This is a genomic window from Novosphingobium sp. Fuku2-ISO-50 (genome assembly GCF_001519055.1).
GTDB lineage: Bacteria > Pseudomonadota > Alphaproteobacteria > Sphingomonadales > Sphingomonadaceae > Novosphingobium.
In genome coordinates, this window is sequence record NZ_KQ954285.1 from 162,234 (window position 1) to 185,389 (window position 23,156).

Here is a 23,156-nt window from a genome sequence, read left to right on the forward strand (position 1 = left end):
GGAAAAAGGGATCAGGCTTCGCCGACCGCGTCGACCAGCGCGCTGGCCAGCGCATCGGCCGGGCTCTTGTCGCCCCACAGGATAAACTGGAACGCGGGATAGAACCGGTCGCATTCATCGACCGCCGCCTCGATCGCCGCCTGCGCCTGGCTCAGGCTGAGCAGGCCTTCATCGCCCAGCATCAGCCCGTGGCGATAGAGCAGCACGCCGCCGTTCGACCACATGTCGAAATGACCGACCCAGACTTGCTCGTTGATCAGCGCCATGACCTCGTAGACCGCCGCACGCTTGTCATCGGCAACGCGGATGTCGGGCAGGCACAGCATCTGCAGCACGTGGTCTTCTTCGCGCCAGATGCAGCGGATCTGAAAATTGGCCCAGGAGCCCTGGATTTCGCCATGGATCTCGTCATCGGACACGAATTCGAAGGGCCAGCCCCGCGCTTCGAACAGCGAGGCAAGCATGTCGACAGGCGCGGCATCCTCGCGTTCGGCATTATCGTGGGCAGTCCGCATCATCGGCACTCCAGTACATCGGTCCGGTCATGGCAGGCAAGGCCCTTGAGAGCCGCCCATCGCACGTCAACCAACCCCGCTGTCGCTTGCCCCGATCCATCGCCAAGGCATCGGCAATCGGCAATGACAGGCCTCACACCCCTTGCGCAAAACTCGACAAGACTGTGTAAAACCTGTGGACATGGGGGTTAAGTTGGCATGTCAGCCCCCTCCAGACCACCCCCTATAGGGGAAGTCGGTCGCCTTTTTGACAGGCGCGCAGCTTTCCTAGGGAAGCGACAGGCCGTCGACGGCTTGCCCGGCCGGGCTGGTCCATTCAAAACCCGACACGCCGTCCTTGCGCAATTCGGCGATATAATCCTGCGCATCGGCATCGCTGTCGAATGGGCCGGTGAGCAGACGGAAATTGCTGCGCCAGGGCGTCAGATAGGGCTTGTGCCCCTTCAGCGCATGCGCCTTGCGCACCAGAGAGCGCCATTCGCCGGGCATCTTGTCGCGATCGCCGCCGGTCAACACCTGGACCCAGATGCGGCTGGCATAATGCGCCTTGCGCCCGCCCTTTTCGCTGGCCCTGTCCCCTGCTTTGTCGTTAGCCTTGTCCTTGGCCGTGACCTTTTCGCCGCCTTTGCCTTTGCCCTTGCCTTTGGCGGCGCGGCTATCCTCGGTGTCGCTGTCGCGCGAGACGCCTGCGGGCCCGTCAGGCCGGTCGCCACGCGCAACGGCAGCGCAAGTCTCGCTGTCATCGGCGGCGTGCTTTCTGCCCTTTGCACCATGGGCCGCGCGTGCGCTGTCGACTTTCGCTGCGGACTTGCCCTTGCGCCCCTTGGTTGCGGCGACGGGCTTGCACGGCGCCGGCGCGCTGTCGGCCTCTTCGTCCTTCGCCGCCTTGCCTTTCGCGCCAGCCCTCTCTTTCGAAGCAGAGCCTTTCGAGGCAGCGCCCTTCGCAAGCTTGCCTTTCGCAGGCACATCCTCGGTATTGCCGGTATCTTCGGCAGGCTTGTCCTTGCCCGCCTTGATCCGGCCCTTGCTGTCCTTGGCCGACCGGGCGGATGCGGCTTCGTCTTTGGCGGCCTTTTCCCGTCCGTTCTTGTTGGAGCCTGCCTTGTCAGAGGCCGTCTTGCCCTTGCCGACGGGCTCTTTACCCTTGACCGCTGCCGCTTTGACGGCCGCATCTTCGTGCCCCGTCCTGTCGAAGACGGGCTTGTCGGAAGCCGGTCCGGCCTGGGGCGGAGCGGCGGCAGCCACCGGGATCGGCTGAACCACCGGATGCTGCGTCATCACCGGTTCCTCGACCGGTGCGGGGCTGGCCACGGCCGATGCGGGCAGCGGAACCGCGACAATGCCCGGGGCCGCCGCTTCGGAAGCAACCGGCGCCGAAGCGGTTTGCGCAGCGGGCGCCCCGACTGTGGGCAACGATGAAGCGACCGTTGGCTGGACCGGCGGCGCGGCAGCGACGGGCACGACAGGCGGCGGCGCACTGACCGTTGCGACCCGCACCGGCGGCGCAGGCGCACGGCGCGGAGGCGGCGGCATGTCGAGGCGAGAAAGCACCGTAGGCTGAGGCACGCTCGGCGCAGCAGTTGCAGTCGGCACTTTGGTCTCGGCGCTTGCAGACGCCGGGGCGCTGCCGGTCACTCGCGCGAGATCGAAACCGGGCTGTGCCGCAGTCGAGGTGCGGCTCGCGACGGGGGCAACCGGCGGCGACGCCTTGGCGGCAGGCACAGGTCCGCGCGCAGCAGTGGCCTGTGCCGCGAGCACAGGCGGCGGCGGGGGCGGCAGCGCGATGTCGGCGTCCGGGGCCGGTGTCGCCGCAGCGGCTTGGGGCGAGGCACTTTGGCCGCGACGGTGGCGTGCCCGCGCCGCTTTGGCATCGGCGGCCGATGGCGCGGCCTGCGCCAGAGCGGGCGCGACGGACGGCGCGAGCGGAACGCGGGGATGCGCGGCGGCATAAGCCGCAATGCGCGGATCGTCGCGCCCGATGTCGGCGGCTCTCGGAAAACGGCCAAGGCTGGCAACGGCAGCCTTTTGCGCCGGGGTCAGCCGCACCATGAAACGCAGATAGGGCGCAATCGCCTCGGCCAGATCGGGCGGCATTGTCGCATGCGCCACGCTGACCGCTTCTTCGGCGCGACCGGCAATCGCGAGCACAAAGATATGGGCACGCCACGCCGCGCGGTCCTGACGTTGCAGCAAGGGCAAAAGCGCAAGATCCGCCGCGCGCCGGTCGCCGCCGATCGCCAGGCTCAAGGCTTCGCGCCGGGTCGCCTCGTCATGCAGGGCCGGATCGGAACTCCGCGCGAGCACGAGGCGATATTGCGCGATCGCTGCCGCATTGTCGCCGACAAGATCGAAAGCGAGGCCCCGATCGAGCGCAAAGGCAACCGGGTCGGACCCGGTCTTTTCCGCTTCGGCATACCAGCGCAACGCTTCGACCGGATCGCCGAGATGAAGCCGGGCGCCGGCAATCGCCGCCTTGACGGTCGCATTGGCGGGCGAAACCTGATCGGCGCGCGTAAAAAAGCCCAGCGCCGCTTCGTTATCGCCCAGCGCGAGCGCGGCGTTGCCCGCTTCAACCAGCGCATCGGCATTGCGCGGATCCTTGGCCAACCGACCCAGCGCGGCATTGAGCGCCCGGCCCGCGCTCGGCGCGGTCGGCTCCACCACCGGATGCGAAACGCTGGCCGGGGGTTGCTGGTCATCTTGCGGCGCGGCGGCGAGAGCCGGCGGCGCAACCAAAAGCGCCGCCCCCACCAAAAGCGAGACAACCCGGTCGCGCAAGCGCGCCGGGGCCATCGCGGCGGAAGACATCAAAGAGGCAAACCGAATCATTGTCAGCGCCTCTAACGCAAAAGGACCGGGTCGGCGACGCGATGCGACGGATCCTGCCGCCAACCCGATGAACCGCAAATCGCGCTTACCGTCCGCGCTTACTGCCCGCCGCTACTGATTGTTCTGACGGCCAAGGAAACGCGGAATATTCAGCGCTTTGCCATCCTCTTCGGCTTCACCCTCCTCGCCCTGGCGATTGCCGCGCGACAAGTTGGCCATGCGCTCGAACAGCGTCGAGCCACCGGCGGCCGGTCGTGCCGGAGCAGGCGGTTCGCCGAAATCGGACGACGCAGCGGCGCGACCGAAACGCGGCAGGCCCGTTGCAGGCTGCGCGGGCGCTTCGATGGCCGGTTCTTCGCTGAGGTCGAGCGTCAGGTCGAACGGTTCATCCTCGGGCGCGGCAGGCGGGGCGGCCTGCCATGCCAGCGGTTCGGGCGCAGCGGTCGGCGACGGAGCCGATTGCGGCGCCACGGGCTCGGCGAGCGGCGGCTGGACGGGCGCCGACGCGGCAGGCGCTGCAACCGGGGGCTGTGCACCAACCGGCGGGCGCGGCGCGATGCCTTGCGTTGCGCCGGGGAACGCCGGACCGCGCGAGCTGCCCAGCGAAGCCGGGCGCGCCGCGATCTCGGCCTGTTCAGAGGTCTGCTCAATCCCGGTGGCAACGACCGAGACGCGGATCTTGCCATCCAGATCGGGATTGAACGCCGAGCCCCAGATGATGTTGGCGTTGGGATCGACCAGTTCGCGGATGTGATTGGCCGCTTCGTCGACTTCGAGCAGCTTCATGTCGTCGCCGCCGATGATCGAGATGATCACGCCCTTGGCACCCTGCATCGACACGCCGTCGAGCAGCGGATTGGCAATCGCGCGTTCCGCCGCTTCGAGCGCACGGTTGGGGCCATCGCCCTCGCCGGTGCCCATCATCGCCTTGCCCATTTCGCCCATCACCGAGCGCACGTCGGCAAAGTCGAGATTGATCAGGCCCGGCATGACCATCAGGTCGGTGATCGAGCGCACGCCCTGCTGCAGGACTTCGTCGGCCAGCCCGAACGCTTCCTTGAAGGTCGTTTCCGCCTTGGCCACCAGAAACAGATTCTGGTTGGGAATGACGATCAGCGTATCGACGTGCTTTTGCAGCTCTTCGATGCCGGCTTCGGCAGAGCGCATGCGGCGCGCGCCTTCGAACAGGAAAGGCTTGGTCACCACGCCCACGGTCAGCACGCCCTTGCGGCGCGCCGCCTCGGCGATCACCGGCGCGGCGCCGGTGCCGGTGCCGCCGCCCATCCCGGCGGCGATGAACACCATGTGCACCCCGTCGAGCGCGCGTTCGAGCTCGACCAGCGTTTCTTCGGCAGCGGCGCGACCGACTTCGGGACGGGCGCCCGCGCCCAGCCCTTGCGTGATCGCAGGCCCGAGCTGGATGCGCGTATCCGCGATCGAATTGTTGAGCGCCTGCGCATCGGTGTTGACGACGACGAAATCGACGCCTTCGATTCCGGCGCGGATCATGTTGGCGATGGCATTGCCGCCCGCGCCGCCAACCCCGATCACCGTGATCCGGGGCCGCAGTTCATCGATCGACGGCGGTCCGATGTTGATGCTCATGTCGGTCTCCCGGTACGGTCCGGGGCAAGGCCCCGAAAAAAGGAATGTCCAGAAAGCTGGATGCTCAAAGTAACCCTTGCTTTGGCACACAACGATTCGACGAATCAAAGTCAATCACGGCTTTTCCACAGATTGCAGCGCGTAATCGGCGCCAAGCCGTGCCGTTTTCGCGGTCTGCCTCCGCCCGGCGCCGAAAGTAAGGGAAAAATCGGCAAGACACGGCTCAAAAATACTCGCGCAGCGCGCGCCAGATTCGCGTGATCAGCGCCAGCCCGCGATAATCGCCTTCGGGTTTCCACTTCGGCCCGATCGCGCGAATGTCGACCGGCTCGGCCGCAGCATAGAGCAACAGGCCGACCAGAGTCGAGGAACTGGGCGTCGCATTGCCTGGCGGCAGGCCGAGCATCGTCGGCGGCGATCCGATCCGCACCGGGCGGCCCAGCGCCCCTTGCGCAAAATCGGCCAGCCCCGGCATTTGCGCGCCGCCGCCGGTCAACACCACCTGTTGCCCGCGCTGCCCGGTAAAGCCCATCGCCTTCAGCGCCTTGGACACTTCCTCGGTAAAATAGCCCAGTTGCAGCGTGATCACCGAAATCAGCTCGGCGCGCGGAATGCGGTTCTTGTCATCGGCGTGGCGCGCGACCGGCCCGGCCCCGTCGGGATCGCCGGGCGCGTTGACCGGGATCATCTCGCGATGGTCGGCGGGGCTGGCGATGGCCGAACCCGACATGCATTTGAGCCGTTCGGCCTGATAGCGGCGAATGCCGAAGGCCGAGGCGACCGCATCGGTAATGTCGCCCGATCCGAACGGAATCACCTGCATCCCGAGCAGCATCCCCGCCGCATAGACCGAAACCGTCGTCACTTCGGCGCCGAATTCGACCAATGCCACGCCGATCTCGCGCTCTTCGGGCGTCAGGCAGGCGTGCCCGGTGGCAACCGGCGACCCGACCACCGCCTCGACTCGCAAGTGCGCCTGTTCGACTGTTTCCTTGAGATTGCGGATCGGCGCGCCGTCGGCCAGCATGACGTGAATATCGACCGCCAGCCGTTCGGCATGAAGCCCCTTGGGATTGGGCACCCCATGCGCGCCGTCGAGCGTATAATGGGCCGGCTGGGCATGAAGCACTTGCCGTCCTTCGGGCTGGATCACTTCGCGCCCCGCGATCAGCAGGTGCTCGATGTCATCCTGCTCGATGCGTCGTCCGCCGATTTCGACTTCGACCCGCGCCGTGGTGCTGGCGAGCCCCGCCCCGGAACAGCCGATCCACACCGATTGCACGCTGGCATTGGCCATCTTTTCGGCGCGTTCGATCGCATCGCGCACGCAATGCGTCGCGGCGACCATGTCGATGACATAGCCGCGCTTGATCCCCGCGCTGGCGCGGTGGCCCGAGCCGAGCACGACCAGATCGCCCGTTTCGGCGAGCCCGGCGATCATCGCTGACGTGCGAAACGAGCCGATATTGACGGCGGCAAATACTTTGGTGATGCGCGGAATGGCCATCGTTTGGGGTTCACACTCTCCGCATCAGTCGTGCGCCGTGGCGCCGGAATGCGCCAGGGCATGCGTCGCGCTTTCGGCATGATTGGCGGCATGATTGGCAGATTTTGCCGGGCCATCGGCACCGGCGGCCTTTGTTGCGCGCGCCACGGCGGCCGCTTTGGCTTCGGCGGCGATGTCATCGGCATGGCCGGGAATGCGCAGATAGACCCGTTCGGGCACGCGCATGTCGAATGCGGCGACTTTACCGCCGATCAGCCGGTCGACCCCATCCATCCGCGCAAACGACAAGAGCGCAGCGGCACCTTCGTCATCGCCTTCGGGCAGCGCGAGCACTTGTCCGGTCTTGAATGTCAGATTCCAGCGACGATTGCCGACCCATTCCGCCTCGGCCACCTGAGTCTTGAGCGCGGGCGCGGCTTCGAGCAGCTTGTCATACGCCGCAACCTGATTTTCGACGCCCTTGCCCGCCAGCACCAGCATGCCCTTGGCCCGCGACGGAGGCACCGTCTCAAGCGCGTGGCCGGTATCGTCGATCAGCACGAAACGGCCAGCATCGCGCAAAACCGCGCGGGGGCTGCGCTCGACCACATCGACCACCAGCGTATCGGGCAATTGCCGCGAAACCCGCGCATCCTTGACCCACGGCAGAGTCAACAGATCGGCACGCAAAGCGGCCAGATCGAGCCGCGACATGACCTGATCGCGCTGACCCAGCACTTTTTCGTAAATGACGAGCTCGTTCATGCGGTTGACCCCGCGCACTTCGACCCGCTTGACCTTGAACCCGGCCTGTCCGGCCAGCCCGGCGATGTCCTGTTCGATCATCGAGGGCACACCGGCGGCCACCGCGCCGATCGCCGCGACGCCCAGCACACCGCCGACGATCCCCGCGATCATCAGTTTGTGCAGCGTCTCGTCCGAAAACGGCAGCCAGCGCACCGCCTGCCCGACGATATTGCCGGTCTGCTTGCGCGCGGTGGCGACGCGGGTCTTGGCGCTGCGCGTCGCTGCCGCGCGCCGCACGCCTTTGCCGCCGCGCCGGATCGTCTGGGCCATCTCAGCGGATCCCTTTTCGTTCGAGAGCTTCGGCAATGATCGTCTCGACGAGATCGCCGTAGTCCATGCCGAGCGCGCGCGCCTGTTCGGGCACGAGGCTCAACGGCGTCATCCCCGGCTGGGTGTTCACTTCGAGCAGGAACAGCCCGTCGATCCCGCGTTCGTCGTCCCAGCGGAAATCGCTGCGGCTGGTGCCGCGACAGCCGAGCAGGCGATGCGCGCGCAGCGCAATGTCCTTGCACGCTTCGGCCACGTCTTCGGGAATGTCCGCCGGGCAGATGTGATCGGTCATGCCGTCGGTATATTTGGCATCGAAGTCATAAAAGCCCGATTTGGGCCGCAGCTCGGTGACCATGAGCGCGCGATCGCCCAGGACCGCGGTGGTCAGCTCGCGCCCGCGAATGAACGGTTCGGCCAGCAAGTGATCGAATTGCTGCCACGGGCCGACGGCATCGCGCGCGACGGGATTGCCGTAATTGCCCTCGGCCGTAACGATCGCAACGCCGACCGAAGAGCCTTCGTTGACCGGCTTCAGCACATAAGGACGCGGCAGCGGATCGTGTTCGAAAATCTCGGCAGTATGCACCACGCGCCCGCCGGGCATGGGAATGCCGTGGGGCACAAGCGCCTGCTTGGTCAGTTCCTTGTCGATGGCGATGACCGAGGCGGCGAGCCCCGAATGGGTATAAGTCAGCCCCATCAGGTCCATCATGCCCTGCACCGTGCCGTCTTCGCCGGGCGTGCCGTGCAGCGCGTTGAACACCACATCGGGCGCGGTTTGCGCCAGCGCTTGCGCGACATCGCGCCCCATGTCGATCCGCGTGACGCGATGGCCGCGCGCTTCGAGCGCGCGGGCGACGCCTTCGCCGCTCATCAGCGAAACCGGCCGCTCGCTCGACCAGCCGCCCATCAGGACGGCGACATGAAGTTTGGGCAGGCTCACGCGTCACCATCCTTGGCGGGGGAACCCACCCGCTTGATTTCCCATTCCAGATCGACGCCGGTCGCGGCGCGCACTTTGTCGCGCACCAGTTCGCCCAGCGCCTCGATCTCGGCGCTCGTGGCATCCCCGGTGTTGATAAGGAAGTTCGTATGTTTGTCGCTGACTTGCGCGCCGCCCAGCGTCAAGCCCCGACACCCGGCGCGATCGACCAGTTCCCACGCCTTGTGCCCATCGGGATTCTTGAAGGTCGAGCCGCCGGTCTTCGTGCGCAGCGGTTGCGAAGCCTCGCGCGCGGCGGCAATGCGGTCCATTTCCGCCTGAATCGTCGCCGGATCGCCGGGAGCCCCACGAAACCGCGCGGCCACCACCACCGCGCCCTCGGCCAGGTCCGAATGGCGATAGCTGTAGCCAAGCTCGGCCGCCGACAGCGTCGCCCGCGCGCCCGACCGCATCACCACGTCGCAATCGACCAGCACATCCTTGACCTCGCGGCCATAGGCGCCGCCGTTCATCCGCACGAAGCCGCCGACCGTGCCCGGAATCGAGCGCAGGAATTCCAGCCCGGCAATGCCTTTGTCGCGCGCGGTCGAAGACACCAGCACGCCCGAGGCGCCGCCGCCGCAGTCCAGCGTGACCGCGTCGATCGCGCGCACCCCGGCAAAGCTCTTGCCCAGCCGCACCACGACCCCCGGCACGCCGCCATCGCGCACGATCAGGTTTGACCCGAGCCCCAGCGCCATGACCGGCACATCGGGCGCAAGCGACGCGAGAAAGGCGCCCAGATCGTCGGCATCGGCTGGCTCGAACAGCCATTGCGCGACACCGCCGGCCTTGAACCAGACCAGTGGAGCCAGCGGCGCCTGTGCCGTCAGCCGGCCACGCGGGGTGATCATGCCGCCCCCTGTTCGCGCCGGACCGCATCGGCCAGACCGGCGGCCCACCGCGTGATGTCGCCCGCGCCGAGGCACACCACCATGTCATCGGCGCGCACAATGGCGGCGAGTTCGCGGGCCAGCGCGTCGGCCCCGGCGATGCAATGCGCGCTGCGGTGGCCGCGCGCCTTGATCCCTTCGACCAGGACTTCGGCATTTACGCCTTCGATCGGGGCTTCGCCTGCCGCATAGACCGGGGCTGCGAACACCACGTCGGCGTCGTTGAAGGCGCCCTGGAAATCCTCCATGTGATCGCGCAGCCGGGTATACCGGTGCGGCTGAACCACGGCGATCACGCGCCCGCGCGCGCCTTCGCGGGCGGCTGCGAGCACCGCGCGGATTTCGACCGGGTGATGGCCATAGTCGTCGATCACCGTGGCCACGCCGCCATCGAGCGCGATCTCGCCGACTTTGGTAAAGCGCCGCTTGACCCCGCCGAATTTGGCAAAGCCGCCGCGAATGACCTCGTCGGGCACGCCCATTTCGCGCGCCACGGCAATCGCGGCGAGCGCGTTCTGGACATTGTGGCGCCCGGGCATGGGCAAATGAATGTCTTCGATGCGGTGAAACGTACCGTCGCGACGGCGCAGCACGACGGTAAAGCGGTTGCCGCCGGGGACCGGGGTGACCGCTTCGCCGCGCACGTCGGCCTGCGCCGAAAAACCATACGTGATCACGCGGCGGTCGCGCACCATCGGGATGATCGCCTGGACCACCGGATGATCGATGCACAGCATCGCCGCGCCATAGAACGGCACGTTTTCGATGAATTCGACAAACGCCGCCTTCACCCGGTCAAAGCTGCCATAGTGATCGAGATGTTCGGGATCGATATTGGTGACGACCGCGATCGTGCCGTCGAGCCGCAGGAACGAGCCATCGCTTTCATCGGCTTCGACCACCATCCAGTCGCTGTCGCCCAATCGCGCGTTCGAGCCATAGGAATTGATGATCCCGCCGTTGATCACGGTCGGATCGACCCCGCCCGCATCGAGCAGGCAGGCAACCATCGAGGTCGTCGTGGTCTTGCCATGCGTGCCCGCCACGGCAACGGTATTTTTCAGCCGCATCAGCTCGGCCAGCATTTCGGCGCGGCGCACCACCGGGATGCGCGCTTCGAGCGCGGCCAGCACTTCGGGATTGTCGCGCCGTACCGCCGTCGAGGTGACGACCACTGCCGCGCCTGCGACATTGGCGGCGTTGTGCCCGATCATCACCGTGATCCCGCGCGCGCGCAGGCCTTCGACGACATAGCTTTCGGCAATGTCCGAGCCCTGCACCGAATAGCCCATGTTGTGCATGACTTCGGCAATGCCCGACATGCCGATGCCGCCGATCCCGACGAAATGGATCGTGCCGATGTCGATGCCGACGCCCTTCATCGTGCATCCTCCCGCGCGGACCCGGCGGTTGCTGGGGCAAAACCGGCATGCGCAGGTGCGCTTTTCATTCGAATGACATCCATGATCGGCGCGCGGCCAAAGCTTTCGACAAGATCGGCCAGATCGCCCGCAGCATCGGGAAAGCCGCAGTTCCACGCAGCATGGGCCGCATTGGCAAGCGATTCGGGATTGAGCGCGATCGCCTGGACCTGCTTGGCCAGTTCCTTTGGCGTAAAGCCCGATTGGCGAATCGCCCGCGCCCCGCCCGCCTTGACCAGATCGCGCGCATTGGCCGCCTGATGATCGTCGGTGGCGATCGGCAGCGGCACGAGAATGCCGGGACGGCCGACCGCAGTCAGCTCGGCAATCGTCGAAGCGCCCGAGCGACCGATGAACAGATGCGTTTCGGCCAGACGGTTTTCCATATCCTCGAAATACGTGCCCAGTTCCGCCGGAATCTGATGCGCGGCATAGCGCGCGCGCACTGCCTCGATGTCTTCGGGCCGACACTGCTGCGTCACTTGCAGGCGATGGCACAGCGCGGGCGGCAACATCGCCAGACCATCGGGCACGACCTCTGCAAGGATCGAGGCGCCCTGGCTGCCGCCGGTGACCAGCACGCGCAGCAAGCCGTCTTCATCGAGCGGTGGAAACGGCTCCTTGCGCAGCGAAAGCACTTCGGCGCGCACCGGATTGCCGACGAGATGCACTTTGCCCGACCATTTCGCATCGAGCCGGTCGACATCGCGATAGGCCGTGGCAATCGCGTTGACCCGGCGTGCGAGCAGGCGATTGACCCGGCCCAGCACGGCATTCTGTTCGTGAATCACTGTCGGGATCTGCGCGCTTTGCGCCGCGAGCAGCGCGGGCAGCGCCGGATAGCCGCCAAATCCGACCACGCACGATGGCTGAAAGCTTTCAAACAGGCGCAGCGCCATCGCCCGCCCCTGCCAGATCGCGCGCAGCCCCTTGATCGTGGTCAGCGGGTTTTTGCCCAGCCGCCCGGCGGGCAGGACATGCGCGGGCAGGAAATCGGGCTTGCCCGGAATGCGCGCGCCGCGATCGTCGGTGACCAGCGCGACATGGTGACCGCGCCGTTCCAGCTCTGTGGCAAGCGCAAAGGCGGGAATCAGATGGCCGCCGGTCCCCCCGGCAGCGAGCACGAAATGGCGCGAGACAGTCATGGCGCAAGGCGTTCCTTTGGATCGAACGTTTCGCGCGACAGATAGGGGTTGCGGCGGGTAATGGCGAGCAGGAAGCCCACGCCGAGCAACAAGGCGATCGTCGAAGACCCGCCATAGCTGATCAGCGGCAGCGTCATCCCCTTGGACGGAAACAGTTGCAGGTTGACAAGAATGTTGATGAACGCCTGCCCGGCCAGCTGCGCGGTCAGCCCGGCAGCGGCCAGCACGGTAAACAAGTCGTCCTCATCGAGCAGGCGCAGCAGCACGCGCATCACGATCGCGCAATAGAGCATGACCACCACGGCGCACGCGATGAGCCCGAATTCTTCGCCGATCACCGAAAAGATATAGTCGGTATGCGCCTCGGGCAGCGCCATCTTGCGCGTGCCGAGCCACAGCCCGGTTCCGGCCCAGCCGCCATTGAGCAGCGTGCGCATGGCCAGATCGACCTGATCGAATTCGCTGCCGCCCGACAGGAAGGCGTCGATACGGTGCGTCGCGTTGGGGTAGAACAGATAGGCCAGCAAGAGCACCAGAGGCCCCCCGCCGAAGACGACAAGAATCTTGCGGCTCGACAGGCCCGAAAGGCACACCAGCACGAACCACACGCCGAGATAGAGCACGGCCGAACCGAAATCGGGCTGCGCCATCAGCAGGCCGAACACCACGACGATCAGCGCCACGGAAATCCCCATGACCGGGATTTTCGGATCGCGCGCGCGCCACGACAAGACCCATGCCAGCGCAATGGCAAAACCGGGCTTCAGAAATTCGGACGGTTGCAGGCTGATTCCGACATTGAGCCAGCGCCGCGCCCCTTTGACTTCGGTCCCGACCAGCGGCACGAGCACCAGACCGACGATCATCGCCGCCGCCAGAATGATTGCCAGCCGCCGCGCGGTTTCCTTGGGCAGGAGCGAGGCGAGGAACATCGTCAACAGCCCGACCCCCAACCAGCGCAAGTGCAGCCAGAAAAAATGCAGATCGCTCAGCGATTTTTGCGGCGTCGACAGCCGATGCGAACTGGCGGGCGAGGCGGCGGCAACCGCGATCGCGCCGATCACCACCAGCGCCATGACCAGCCCGAGCAGGACCCGATCGATTTCGCGCCACCAGATCACCAGCTCGCTGCGCCGGCTGCGGCGATAGCGATTGGCGCGACCGATCACGCGCACCCCGCCATCGCGGGTCTGCACGGGAACGGCGCGCGTGGTGGTCGAGGCACCGGCCATCAGGAACTGCCCCCTACTTCGGGACAGGCCGCATCGCGGTCGGCGATCAACGTCATGACAATCTGGCGAAAGGCATCGCCGCGCGCTTCGAAATCGCGGAACTGGTCAAAGCTGGCGCAAGCAGGCGACAGCATGATCACATCGCCCGGCTGCGCCGCCGCCATCGCCTGACGCACGGCATCACACAGCATTTCGCTGCGTGTAACGGGCATCAGCGGCTCAAGGATTTCGGCAAAGCGCGGCCCCGCCTCGCCGATGGTATAGGCCGCGACGACATGGCTGAATCCACCGGCGCATTCGTCGAGATTGTCGGCTTTGGGCAATCCGCCGCAAATCCAGTGAATACGCGGATAAGCGGCCAGCGCAGGCGCGGTCGAGGCGGGATTGGTCGCCTTGCTGTCGTTGACGAACAAGACGCCGTTCGCCTCCGCCACGCGCTCCATGCGATGCGGCAGGCCGACAAAGCTGGCCAGCGCCGGACGCCACACCGCTTCGTCAATCCCCAGCACTTGCGCCACGGCGACGGCAATCGCCGCATTTTCAAGATTGTGCGGCCCTTGCAACGAGGGCCAGTCGGCCTGACCCGACAGCTCTGCCGGATCGGGGATATGCACATGCGCCGAGCCGCGCTCTGCCGCGACACGCGTGGCGATGGCCAGCGTATCGGGATCGCTGCGCCCGAAAATCGCGTCCTGCCCCTCGCCCTGCATGGCAAACAACCGCGCCTTGGACGCGGCATACCCGGCAAAGCCGTCATAGCGGTCGAGATGATCGGGGCTGAGATTGATCAGCACCGCGACATCGCAGGCGAGCGAATGCGTGAGGTCGATCTGATAGCTCGACAATTCGAGCACATAGACCCCGCCCGCCGCCAGCGCCTCTTCGCCGAGCACCGGCAGGCCGATATTGCCCCCCATCCGCGTCGGCATCCCGGCGGCGCGGCACAAGTGATGGACCAGCGCGGTGGTCGTCGATTTGCCGTTGGTTCCGGTAATGCCGACCACACGATGCGCCGGCAGATCGGGGCGGATTTGCGCAAACAATTCGATGTCGCCGATCACCCGCACAGCAAAGCGCGCGGCGTGCGCGGCGATCGGATGGCGGTTGAGCGGCACGCCGGGCGACACCACGACACCTGCAAACCCGGTCAGGTCGATCGTCAAAGGATCGGCCAGTGTCGCGCGCCCGGCAACATGCGCGCGGGCTTCTTCACGGCTGTCCCACGCGGTCACTTCGGCGCCGCCGGCCAGCAGGCTTTCGACGCTGGCCAGCCCCGAACGGGCAAGACCCAGCACCGCAAAGCGTTGGCCGGCAAAGCGCGAAGAAGTGATCATGCGGCCGTCACCTTACCTTGAGCGTGGCCAGGCCGAGCAGCGCCAGCACGATCGAGACGATCCAGAAACGGATCACCACAGTCGATTCCTGCCAGCCGAGCTGTTCGAAATGATGGTGAATCGGCGCCATGCGGAACACCCGCCGCCCGGTCCGCTTGTAAACGAAGACCTGAACGATGACCGAAACCGCCTCCATCACAAACAGCCCGCCGACAATCGCCAGCACGATCTCGTGATGCACCGAAACCGCGATCACGCCCAGCGTGCCGCCGAGCGCAAGGCTGCCGGTATCGCCCATGAACACCGCCGCCGGCGGCGCGTTGAACCACAGGAATGCCAGCCCCGCGCCCATCACCGCCGCGCAAAAGATCGCCAGTTCGCCCGCCTTGGGAACATGCGGAATGCCGAGATAATGCGCATAGTCGGCGCGCCCGGCGAGATAGGCGATGATCGCGAAAGTGCCCGCCGCGATGATCACCGGCATGATCGCCAGCCCGTCGAGCCCGTCGGTCAGATTGACCGCATTGCCCGCGCCGACAATGACGAATGCGGCAAACAGGTAATAGAACGGCCCCATCGGGATATAAAGATTGCTGAACACCGGGACATAGAGATTGGTCTGGGTGGTCACCAGCGCAACCGCGATCCCGGCAATGATGAATTCGCCCAGCAGACGCGCCTTGGCCGGCACGCCTTTGTGCGCATACTTGGTCACTTTGTCATAATCGTCGAGAAAGCCGATCAGGCCAAAGCCCAGCGTCACCACCAGACAGGCCCAGACATAACGACTATTGAGATCCATCCACAGCAACAGCGCCACCGACAGCGCGATCACGATCATCAGCCCGCCCATCGTCGGCGTGCCGCGCTTGGCAAGGTGAGTCTGCGGCCCGTCGGCGCGGATCGGCTGCCCCTTGCCCTGGCGCATGCGCAACATGTCGATGAAGCGCGGACCGATGAACAGGCCGATCGTCAGCGCAGTCAGCAGCGCCGCGCCCGAACGGAACGACTGATAGCGAATGAGGTTGGTCAGCCCTTCGAAATGAAGCCACTGCGCGATAATATACAACATTCAAACGTCCCCGGTCGCCAGCCGACCATCAGATGTGTTCGCCCCGCGCTGCGTCAGCGCCTTGACCAGCACGCCGAGCCCGACCGAATTGGACCCCTTGATCAGGATCGCATCGCCGCCTTGCGGCGCCCAATCGGGCGAAGCCACGATTTCGGCAGCCGCAGCGGCGCCGGGCACGTGGACGAACTCGATCCCGGCGGCAAGCGATGATCGCTCGATTTTCCCCAGCGCATCGGCCAATGCTGCCATTTCCGCGCCGACCAGCAAAACGCGCGCCACGCCCGCCGCGACCAGCGGCTCGGCCAGCGCGGCATGATAGCGCTCGCCCGCCTCGCCCAGTTCTTTCATCGCGCCCAGCACGGCAAGCCGACGCCGCGCCGGAGTGGCCCCCAATTGCGCGATCGTCGCGCGCATCGAGGCGGGATTGGCATTATAGCTTTCATCGATCAGCAGCGCGCTGCCCGATCCGTCGCCGTCTTCGGCAAAAATCCGGTGGCGCGCGCCGCGCCCGGCAAGATCGGGCAATTCGGCCAGCGCCAGCCCCGCCGCGCCCAGATCGCCGCCCACCGCCGCAACCGCCGCCATGACGGCCAGCGAATTGACCGCCCAATGCGCGCCGGGTTGCGAAACGGTATAGCACAGCTTGCGCGCCATACCGGTGCTCGCGGCAAATTCGGTCGTGACCAGCGTGCCCCCGCCCGCCGTTGGAAGCGCGTCGATCAGCCGGACATCGGCATCGGCGCCGGTCCCGAAGCGAACCACCCGCGCGGCATGGCGCCCGGCCGCTGCGGCCAGAACTTCGACATGCGGGCTGTCTGCCGGAATGATCGCGGTGCCGCCCGGCTCAAGCCCTTCGAAGATTTCCGCCTTGGCCTCGGCAATCGCCGCTTCGCCCGAAAAATGGCCGATATGTGCAGGCGCGATCGTCGTCACCACTGCGACATGCGGGCGCACCAGCCGGGTCAGCGCGGCCAGTTCGCCCGCATGGTTCATGCCCATTTCGAAAATGCCGAACCGCGTGCGCGCGGGCATCCGCACGAGACTGAGCGGCACGCCGACATGGTTGTTGTAGCTTTTGACCGAGCGATGCGCCTGCCCCCGGCTCGACCGGTCGAGCGCGGCATAGAGCGCTTCCTTGACCCCGGTCTTGCCCGCCGACCCGGTCACCCCGATCACCCGCGCTTCGGCATCGATCCGCGCCCGCGCCGTGCGACCCAGCGCATCGAGCGCGAGCGTGGTATCGCCGACAAGGACATGGGGATGCGCCACCGCGCGATCGACCAGCGCGCCCGCCGCCCCTTTCGCGAAAGCACCGTCGACAAAGCGATGGCCGTCGGCGGCCTCGCCCAAAAGCGCGATGAACAAGTCGCCGTCCATGACTTCGCGGCTGTCGGTCGCGGCGCCCGATACGGCGAAATCGCCGCCTGCGACGCTGCCCCCGGTCGCTTCGGCAATCTCCGAGGCGGTCCACAAGGCCGTTCCGTGCCTGTCGGACGCTTCGATCGGCCAGTCGAGAATGGCGCTCATCCTGTAGACTCCCGCGCTACGGCGACATCATCGAACGGCAGGATGCGCATGGCCTCGCCCCGTCCGATGATCTGCCCCTGTTCGTGTCCCTTGCCCGCGATCAGCACGATGTCGCCGGCCCGTGCCTCGGCAATCGCCGCCGCAATCGCCGCCCGCCGGTCGCCAATGTCGCGCGCGCGCCCTGCGCATCCGGCCAGAATCTCGCCACGAATCGCCGCCGGGTCTTCGCCGCGCGGATTGTCGTCGGTAACGATAGCGACATCCGCTCCGGCAACCGCCGCCGCGCCCATCGGCGCGCGCTTGCCCGGATCGCGATCGCCGCCCGCGCCGAATACCAGGATCAGCCGCCCTTTCACATGCGGGCGCAGCGCCTCGCAAGCCGCCGTCAGCGCGTCGGGGGTATGCGCGTAATCGACATAGACCGGCGCTCCGGCCGCGCTGATCGCGGCGCGTTCGAGCCGTCCGCGCACCGGCTGCAACCGCGTCAACGCCTCGAACGTGCGCTCCGCATCGCCGCCGGTCGCCAGCACGAGCCCCGCCGAGACGAGCGCATTGGCCGCCTGATAGGCCCCGATCAACGGCAGCGTCAGCGTGCGCTGCCGCCCTTCGTAAACGAGGTCGAGCGTTTGCCCGAGCAGCGTCGGCGTGCGCGCGGTCAGCCGGATCGTCTCGCCCGCCGCCCCCACGGTCACCAGGCGCAGGCCGCGCGCGCGCGCATGGCCGATCGCCCGCGCCGACCATTCGTCATCGGCCCAGACCACCGCCGCGCCGTCATCGGCGACGACCTCGTCGAACAGGCGCATCTTGGCCGCGAAATAGGCTTCGAACGTGGTGTGATAATCAAGGTGATCGCGCGACAGATTGGTAAAGGCCCCCGCTGCGACCGTCAGCCCTTCGTTGCGATACTGATCCAGCCCGTGGCTTGACGCCTCATAGGCCAGATGGCTGATCCCCTCGCGCGCCAGCCCCGAAACATTGGCAAGGAAAGTGACGATGTCCGGCGTGGTCAGCCCGGTCGAGATGCTTTCGTCCGCCGTGGTCACGCCCAGCGTACCGATCGAGGCGGCGCGATGCCCGGCCATGCGCCAGATCTGGCGCGTCATTTCGACGGTCGAAGTCTTGCCGTTGGTCCCGGTCACCGCGACGATCGTTGCGGGCACGGGGGTAAAGAACCGCGCCGCGATCGCCGCGAACGTCCGGCGCGGTTCGTCCGACGCGATATGCACCGCGCCTTCGACTTTTGCACCCGGCCGCGCCACCACAGCAATCGCACCGGCGGCAATCGCGGCCGGGATAAAATCCTCGCCATTGACGCGCGTACCGGGAAAGGCGCCGAACACCGTGCCCGGCGCGACTTTGCGATGATCGATGGCAAAGCCGGTCACATTGGCGCCCGGATCCACCGCGTTTCCCTCGATACCGGCTTCGGCAAGCAATCCTGCGAGCTTCATTCCCCATCTCCGTTGGCCACCAGCGGCGTCAGGTCGGACACGTCGACATCGCGCCTGCCATCGGGCACCACGCCGAGCAAGGGGCCGGTACGCGCGATGACGCGGCTGACGACCGGCGCGGTGTTCCACGCAGCGGTGCGCTGGCCCGACGTCAACTGCGTCGCCTGCGGCTCATCGAGCATGGCGATGACGACATAGCGCGGTCGGTCCATCGGAAAAGCGGCGGCGAATGTGGCGATGATCGCGGTCTTGTTGCGATAGCCCGATCCGTGGCTGCCCGCCTTTTCCGCCGAGCCGGTCTTGCCGCCGACGCGAAAGCCCGACGCGTCGGCCTTTTTGCCGGTTCCGTCGACCACGATCAGGCGCAGGAGCTGCCGGATGCGCGCACTGGTCGATGCCTGAAACACGCGGCGCCCTTCCGGTGCATGCGCCGGATCGACTTTGAACAGCGTCGTCGGACGCCAGATTCCGCCATTGACCAGCGCGGCATAGCCCGCCGCAAGGTGCAGCGGCGTGACCGCGATCCCGTGGCCATAGCTGACCGTCATCGTGCGCAGGCGCGGCCATTCGCCCTTGGGCCAGATCGGGAAACCCTTGGCCGGCAATTCGATCGTCGGGCGCGCATTCATGCCCAGCGCGATCATCGTATCGCGCAGGCGCTGCCCGCCCAGCTTGTCGGCGACTTGCGCGGTTACGATGTTCGACGAATGGATCAGCGCCTCGGGCACATTGAGCGAGGCGCCGAATGCGTGGCTGTCGTGAATGGTGAAGCCGTCGATCTTGAGCGGGGTTGCCGGATAGCGCACGGCCATGTCGGTGACCACGCCGGCATCGATCGCCGAAGCGATGGTAAACGGCTTGAACGTCGAACCCAGTTCATAGACCTGGTTCGAAGCGCGATTGAACACCAGCGCATTGCGCGCCAGATCGCCCCGGTTGGGATCGAAACTGGGCAGCGAGGCGAGCGCGATGACTTCGCCGGTATCGACGTCGAGGATGATCCCCGCGGCACCTTTGGCATGGGTTTCAAGCATGCCGCGCGACAGCTCGTCTTCCATCGCGCCTTGCGCCCGGGCATCGATCGACAGCGCCACCGGCTCGGCCCGGTGCGCCGGATCGATCAGCCGCGCATCGAGCACTTCTTCCATGCCCAGCTTGCCATGGCCTTCTTCATCGACATAGCCGAGGACGTGGGCGGCAAGCGAGCCCTGCGGATAGAACCGCTGCGTCTCACGCGGGAATTCGAGCGCGGGCTCGCCCAGCGCAAAGATCTTGTTGGCTTCTTCGGGCAGGACGCGGCGGCGCAGATAGGTCGGCTTGCCCGCCTTGAGCTTGGCAAACAGGTCGGCATAATCCTCGTCGGGAAAGATCTGCACGAGCGCGCGGGCGACTTCCTCGGGCGTCTTGACCAGCGGCTGGCCCTTGGGGCCCAGCGCCTTGGGATTGAACCACAACGAATAGGCGGGAAACGCGCGCGCCAACGGCACGCCGTTGCGATCGGTGATTTCGGCGCGCGGCGGCACCAGCGCATCGGCGGCGGCGCCATGGTCCGGCGTCTGCGACACAAAGCCCAATTGCCCGATGCGCACGAACGCGGTCAGTGTGAAAAAGACAAAGCCGACCACGACCCACATCAGACGCTTTCGCGCGGTCTGCAACGAGCGCTGACGCAAATTGGCAAGATAAAGGCGGCCGGTCGCGGTGGCTCCGGAAATGGCACTGGGCCCGATCGCGCTCGGCCTGCTGGCGTTGGGGGCTCCCGGAGGGCTGGTGGCGTTCACTTGACCGTCTTTGCATCCTTCAAGGCAAGCTTGATCAGCGGCGTGCCGTTCCCTGCATGGCGATGCCCAACAGCACTGGTCCGGTCGGCACTGGCAAAACGATCCTTTGGCCGCACCGCACGCCCGGCAAAAGCCCGCGACGGCGACTTTTCCACCGGTGCCCGCGCGCTCTTGACCTTTTGCCCGGCTGCTTTCTTCGCGGCAAGCGCCTTGGCGTCCCTGGCCTTGCTGCCTTTGTCCTTGGCTGCGAGGCCCTTCGCGGCGACTTTGTGCGCGGGCGTTTTCGCGCTGTCGCGGGCCGCGTGATGCACCGTGGCAAGGCGATCGCCCAGCCCGGCAAGGCCGGACGCCGCCGCAACCTTGTGGGCGGGCCGCGGCGCATCGCTGTCATCGTGCGCAACCGGGGCGGTTACCGCCACATGATCGACCGCATCGCTCGCCTCGCTGACCGGGCGACCGGTCAGGGGCGAAACCATGGCCGGAAACGCCGCTGCCGCGACCACCGCGTCATCCGCGCTGGCCACGCGGATCGGCGCGGGCGCCCCCGCTTCGACCGGCTTGGCATAAGAGGCAAGCTCGCGCTCGTTGTCGAGATATTGCGTGGCCACCGGCGCGACATAGCCGAATTCGACATCGTTCCAGTTTTTCAGCTGCTGCTGATTGGCGCGGGTTTCGAATTCGGTTTCGAGGTACATCGTCTCTTGCTTGAGCGCGACGATCTTCGCGTCGGACTGGTGTACCTGGCTGCGCAGCGCGTTGACGCGGAACGCCAGCACCATGACCAGCGCAACGCAGACCACCAGCGTGGCCATCCAGCCAATCGAGCGCAGGCGTCGGGCGGTGACCATCATGCCGCAAGATCCCTCGGATTGCGCGCGGGGGCATCGCTGCGGATGGCCCAGCGCAAAGTGGCGGAACGCGCGCGCGGGTTGCGCGCCAGCTCTTCCTCGCCCGGCCGGATTGCCGGAGAGGGCTTGCCGAAAACCGGCGCAGCCTTGTGCGCCTGTTCGGGCAAGTGGCGCGATCCGCCGGGCACCATGCCCGACGCTTCGCGCAGGAACTGTTTGACCATGCGGTCTTCGAGGCTGTGAAAGGTCACCACCGCGAGCCGCCCGCCCGGGGCAAGCACGGCCTCGGCAGCGGACAGCGCGGCGGCCAGTTCATCGAGCTCGCCATTGATATGGATGCGCACGGCCTGAAAACTGCGCGTCGCCGGATCCTTGGGCGCACCGGGGCGCCAGCCGAGCGCGCGACGCACGACTTCGGCAAACTGGCGCGTCGTGCTCAGCGGGCGCGCGGCAATCACCGCGCGGGCGATCCGCCGCGACTGGCGCTCTTCGCCATAGCGGTAAAGCACGTCGGCAATGTCCGCTTCGTCGGCGGTGTTGAGGAAATCCGCCGCGCTCTCGCCCTCGCGGCCCATGCGCATGTCGAGCGGGCCGTCGGTGGAAAAGGCAAAACCGCGCTCGGCCTGGTCCAGCTGCATCGAGCTGACGCCAATATCGAGCACCACGCCGTCGACCGAGGTCACCCCGGCCTCGCGCAGCGCTTCGGCCAGTTCGGAAAAGCGGCGGTGATGCAGGATCAGCGCGGCATCGGGCCCGGCGGCTTCGGGCAGAGCGCTGCCGGCGGCAATCGCGTCGGGATCGCGATCGAAACCGTGAACCCGCGCGCCCGCCGCCATCAAGGCGCGCGAATAGCCGCCCGCGCCAAATGTGCCGTCGGCGATGACCATGCCCGGCGCCGGAGCCAGCGCGGCGAGCACTTCGTCGAGCAGGACGGGAATATGCGGGGCATTCATGTGCGGACCAGTCATTTGCGCGCCCTCCGCCCCGGACCGCGCGCGGCCGTTTCGGCCATCAACGCGCGGCACGTCGCCTTGGCGCTGTCCCAGCCGGACCCCATGGCAAACAGCACGTCGGGCGCCCAGATGGTGAAATGGCCGCCGCCGCCATGAAAATAGAGCGCCTCGCCCACTTGCGCCTGTTCGGCGAGATGGTCGGGCAGAATGAAGCGGCCCGAGTCGTCGAACTTCGTGCGCAAAAAGCCGTAAAGCTGCGCGGCGCGCTCGTCGGCATCGAACGGTTCGCCGCGTTCAAGCGCAATGCGTTCTTCATGCAGGATCTGCCCGGCAAAGGATTCGGCACGGGACAGGCCAAAACCGACGAGGCAGGGCAGCTTGTGATGTTTGTCGAGGCACAGTGTCGGGGTATTGCCCGAGGCGGCAAGGACAGCGGCGCGGAAGTCGGCGGGCAAGACAAAGCGGCTCTTGTCGCCACGCGGCGAAAAGCCCTGTCCCCAGTAATTTGACGGCGAACCCGTCACCCACTGCCCCCATTTCGCGCGGGCCAACCGGGGCCGCGCAGCAAAAAAATAAACTCACAAGGCAAAAATCCTCCGCCCCGCCGCGCGCATGGCGCGGCGGTTCATCCCCCAGGGATGCGGCAAGGATTTCGTCCCGATGGCACAGTCTTATCGTGGGATAATGCGGGCTACAACGGGAAATTACGGGACTAAGCGGAATCCCGTTGATTCTACGTGATCTGTTGCGTGCTATCGCCCCGCACAAACAGAGTTCCGCAACACTGCGCTAACCATGCAAATACCGCAAAAGCATGGGAATCCCTGAATCTGTCGAAATGGTGGAGACGCTGGTGCAGCGATTGTCCCGCATTTTCCCGCAAACTGCGCAAACAGGACCCCGCGCAACCGCGACTCGGCGAAAAGGATCGGAATTCCGCAGAAGTCGGCGCCTCCAACCGAGACCGGGCGCGCGTCAGCGATGCCCCGTCCCGTATTTTCCCGT

Annotated in this window: 18 protein-coding genes; all 18 read right to left on the minus strand. The window is 66.4% G+C overall.

Translation table 11 applies throughout. The features are described from left to right. Window positions 1-11: 11 nt before the first annotated feature. Window positions 12-515 (minus strand): type III secretion system chaperone family protein, encoded by a 504-nt coding sequence (locus AQZ50_RS00765; RefSeq protein WP_369801363.1) that lies wholly within the window; start codon window positions 513-515, stop codon window positions 12-14. Window positions 516-782: 267 nt separating this feature from the next. Beyond that, window positions 783-3,323 (minus strand): tetratricopeptide repeat protein, encoded by a 2,541-nt coding sequence (locus AQZ50_RS00770; RefSeq protein ID WP_231730040.1) that lies wholly within the window; start codon window positions 3,321-3,323, stop codon window positions 783-785. Between the two features lie 132 nt (window positions 3,324-3,455). Continuing rightward, complete coding sequence (gene ftsZ / locus AQZ50_RS00775) at window positions 3,456-4,949, minus strand: cell division protein FtsZ (protein ID WP_067741270.1); 1,494 nt, start codon at window positions 4,947-4,949, stop codon at window positions 3,456-3,458. A gap of 223 nt (window positions 4,950-5,172) precedes the next feature. Then, window positions 5,173-6,456, minus strand: a complete 1,284-nt coding sequence (gene ftsA / locus AQZ50_RS00780; RefSeq protein WP_067741273.1) for a cell division protein FtsA — start codon at window positions 6,454-6,456, stop codon at window positions 5,173-5,175. A 24-nt stretch (window positions 6,457-6,480) separates the two neighbouring features. After that, window positions 6,481-7,512, minus strand: coding sequence for a cell division protein FtsQ/DivIB (locus AQZ50_RS00785; RefSeq protein WP_082703325.1), 1,032 nt, complete (start codon window positions 7,510-7,512; stop codon window positions 6,481-6,483). A 1-nt stretch (window position 7,513) separates the two neighbouring features. After that, window positions 7,514-8,455 (minus strand): D-alanine--D-alanine ligase, encoded by a 942-nt coding sequence (locus AQZ50_RS00790; RefSeq protein WP_067741275.1) that lies wholly within the window; start codon window positions 8,453-8,455, stop codon window positions 7,514-7,516. Next, window positions 8,452-9,348, minus strand: a complete 897-nt coding sequence (gene murB / locus AQZ50_RS00795) for a UDP-N-acetylmuramate dehydrogenase (protein WP_067741278.1) — start codon at window positions 9,346-9,348, stop codon at window positions 8,452-8,454. Before murB ends, AQZ50_RS00790 begins: the two co-directional genes overlap by 4 nt. After that, window positions 9,345-10,769, minus strand: coding sequence for a UDP-N-acetylmuramate--L-alanine ligase (murC, locus tag AQZ50_RS00800; protein ID WP_067741281.1), 1,425 nt, complete (start codon window positions 10,767-10,769; stop codon window positions 9,345-9,347). Before murC ends, murB begins: the two co-directional genes overlap by 4 nt. Further along, window positions 10,766-11,953, minus strand: coding sequence for an undecaprenyldiphospho-muramoylpentapeptide beta-N-acetylglucosaminyltransferase (murG, locus tag AQZ50_RS00805; RefSeq protein ID WP_067741283.1), 1,188 nt, complete (start codon window positions 11,951-11,953; stop codon window positions 10,766-10,768). Before murG ends, murC begins: the two co-directional genes overlap by 4 nt. Beyond that, window positions 11,950-13,185, minus strand: coding sequence for an FtsW/RodA/SpoVE family cell cycle protein (locus AQZ50_RS00810; protein ID WP_082703326.1), 1,236 nt, complete (start codon window positions 13,183-13,185; stop codon window positions 11,950-11,952). The genes murG and AQZ50_RS00810 overlap by 4 nt, the downstream gene beginning before the upstream one ends. Next, window positions 13,185-14,519, minus strand: coding sequence for a UDP-N-acetylmuramoyl-L-alanine--D-glutamate ligase (gene murD, locus AQZ50_RS00815; protein ID WP_067741286.1), 1,335 nt, complete (start codon window positions 14,517-14,519; stop codon window positions 13,185-13,187). The genes AQZ50_RS00810 and murD overlap by 1 nt, the downstream gene beginning before the upstream one ends. 7 nt (window positions 14,520-14,526) lie before the next feature. Further along, window positions 14,527-15,591, minus strand: coding sequence for a phospho-N-acetylmuramoyl-pentapeptide-transferase (mraY, locus tag AQZ50_RS00820; RefSeq protein ID WP_067741289.1), 1,065 nt, complete (start codon window positions 15,589-15,591; stop codon window positions 14,527-14,529). Continuing rightward, window positions 15,592-17,118, minus strand: coding sequence for a UDP-N-acetylmuramoyl-tripeptide--D-alanyl-D-alanine ligase (murF, locus tag AQZ50_RS00825; RefSeq protein WP_067741293.1), 1,527 nt, complete (start codon window positions 17,116-17,118; stop codon window positions 15,592-15,594). It abuts the gene before it with no gap. After that, the gene (locus AQZ50_RS00830; RefSeq protein ID WP_067741296.1) at window positions 17,115-18,569 is read right to left on the minus strand and encodes a UDP-N-acetylmuramoyl-L-alanyl-D-glutamate--2,6-diaminopimelate ligase; all 1,455 of its coding nucleotides are present in this window, start codon (window positions 18,567-18,569) and stop codon (window positions 17,115-17,117) included. Before AQZ50_RS00830 ends, murF begins: the two co-directional genes overlap by 4 nt. After that, complete coding sequence (locus tag AQZ50_RS00835) at window positions 18,566-20,203, minus strand: peptidoglycan D,D-transpeptidase FtsI family protein (protein WP_231730077.1); 1,638 nt, start codon at window positions 20,201-20,203, stop codon at window positions 18,566-18,568. The genes AQZ50_RS00830 and AQZ50_RS00835 overlap by 4 nt, the downstream gene beginning before the upstream one ends. A gap of 143 nt (window positions 20,204-20,346) precedes the next feature. Beyond that, window positions 20,347-21,201 (minus strand): hypothetical protein, encoded by an 855-nt coding sequence (locus AQZ50_RS00840; RefSeq protein WP_067741299.1) that lies wholly within the window; start codon window positions 21,199-21,201, stop codon window positions 20,347-20,349. Beyond that, window positions 21,198-22,166 (minus strand): 16S rRNA (cytosine(1402)-N(4))-methyltransferase RsmH, encoded by a 969-nt coding sequence (gene rsmH / locus AQZ50_RS00845; protein ID WP_067742287.1) that lies wholly within the window; start codon window positions 22,164-22,166, stop codon window positions 21,198-21,200. The genes AQZ50_RS00840 and rsmH overlap by 4 nt, the downstream gene beginning before the upstream one ends. After that, complete coding sequence (locus tag AQZ50_RS00850; protein ID WP_231730041.1) at window positions 22,163-22,675, minus strand: division/cell wall cluster transcriptional repressor MraZ; 513 nt, start codon at window positions 22,673-22,675, stop codon at window positions 22,163-22,165. Before AQZ50_RS00850 ends, rsmH begins: the two co-directional genes overlap by 4 nt. Window positions 22,676-23,156: the final 481 nt, after the last annotated feature.

Coding starts and splice junctions, on each gene's coding strand:
- AQZ50_RS00765 (WP_369801363.1), bottom strand. CDS start 515: ATGCGGACTGCCCACGATAATGCCGAACGCGAGGATGCCGCGCCTGTC.
- AQZ50_RS00770 (WP_231730040.1), bottom strand. CDS start 3,323: ATGTCTTCCGCCGCGATGGCCCCGGCGCGCTTGCGCGACCGGGTTGTC.
- ftsZ (WP_067741270.1), bottom strand. CDS start 4,949: ATGAGCATCAACATCGGACCGCCGTCGATCGATGAACTGCGGCCCCGG.
- ftsA (WP_067741273.1), bottom strand. CDS start 6,456: ATGGCCATTCCGCGCATCACCAAAGTATTTGCCGCCGTCAATATCGGC.
- AQZ50_RS00785 (WP_082703325.1), bottom strand. CDS start 7,512: ATGGCCCAGACGATCCGGCGCGGCGGCAAAGGCGTGCGGCGCGCGGCA.
- murB (WP_067741278.1), bottom strand. CDS start 9,348: ATGATCACCCCGCGTGGCCGGCTGACGGCACAGGCGCCGCTGGCTCCA.
- murC (WP_067741281.1), bottom strand. CDS start 10,769: ATGAAGGGCGTCGGCATCGACATCGGCACGATCCATTTCGTCGGGATC.
- murG (WP_067741283.1), bottom strand. CDS start 11,953: ATGACTGTCTCGCGCCATTTCGTGCTCGCTGCCGGGGGGACCGGCGGC.
- AQZ50_RS00810 (WP_082703326.1), bottom strand. CDS start 13,185: ATGGCCGGTGCCTCGACCACCACGCGCGCCGTTCCCGTGCAGACCCGC.
- murD (WP_067741286.1), bottom strand. CDS start 14,519: ATGATCACTTCTTCGCGCTTTGCCGGCCAACGCTTTGCGGTGCTGGGT.
- mraY (WP_067741289.1), bottom strand. CDS start 15,591: ATGTTGTATATTATCGCGCAGTGGCTTCATTTCGAAGGGCTGACCAAC.
- murF (WP_067741293.1), bottom strand. CDS start 17,118: ATGAGCGCCATTCTCGACTGGCCGATCGAAGCGTCCGACAGGCACGGA.
- AQZ50_RS00830 (WP_067741296.1), bottom strand. CDS start 18,569: ATGAAGCTCGCAGGATTGCTTGCCGAAGCCGGTATCGAGGGAAACGCG.
- AQZ50_RS00835 (WP_231730077.1), bottom strand. CDS start 20,203: ATGTGGGTCGTGGTCGGCTTTGTCTTTTTCACACTGACCGCGTTCGTG.
- AQZ50_RS00840 (WP_067741299.1), bottom strand. CDS start 21,201: ATGATGGTCACCGCCCGACGCCTGCGCTCGATTGGCTGGATGGCCACG.
- rsmH (WP_067742287.1), bottom strand. CDS start 22,166: ATGACTGGTCCGCACATGAATGCCCCGCATATTCCCGTCCTGCTCGAC.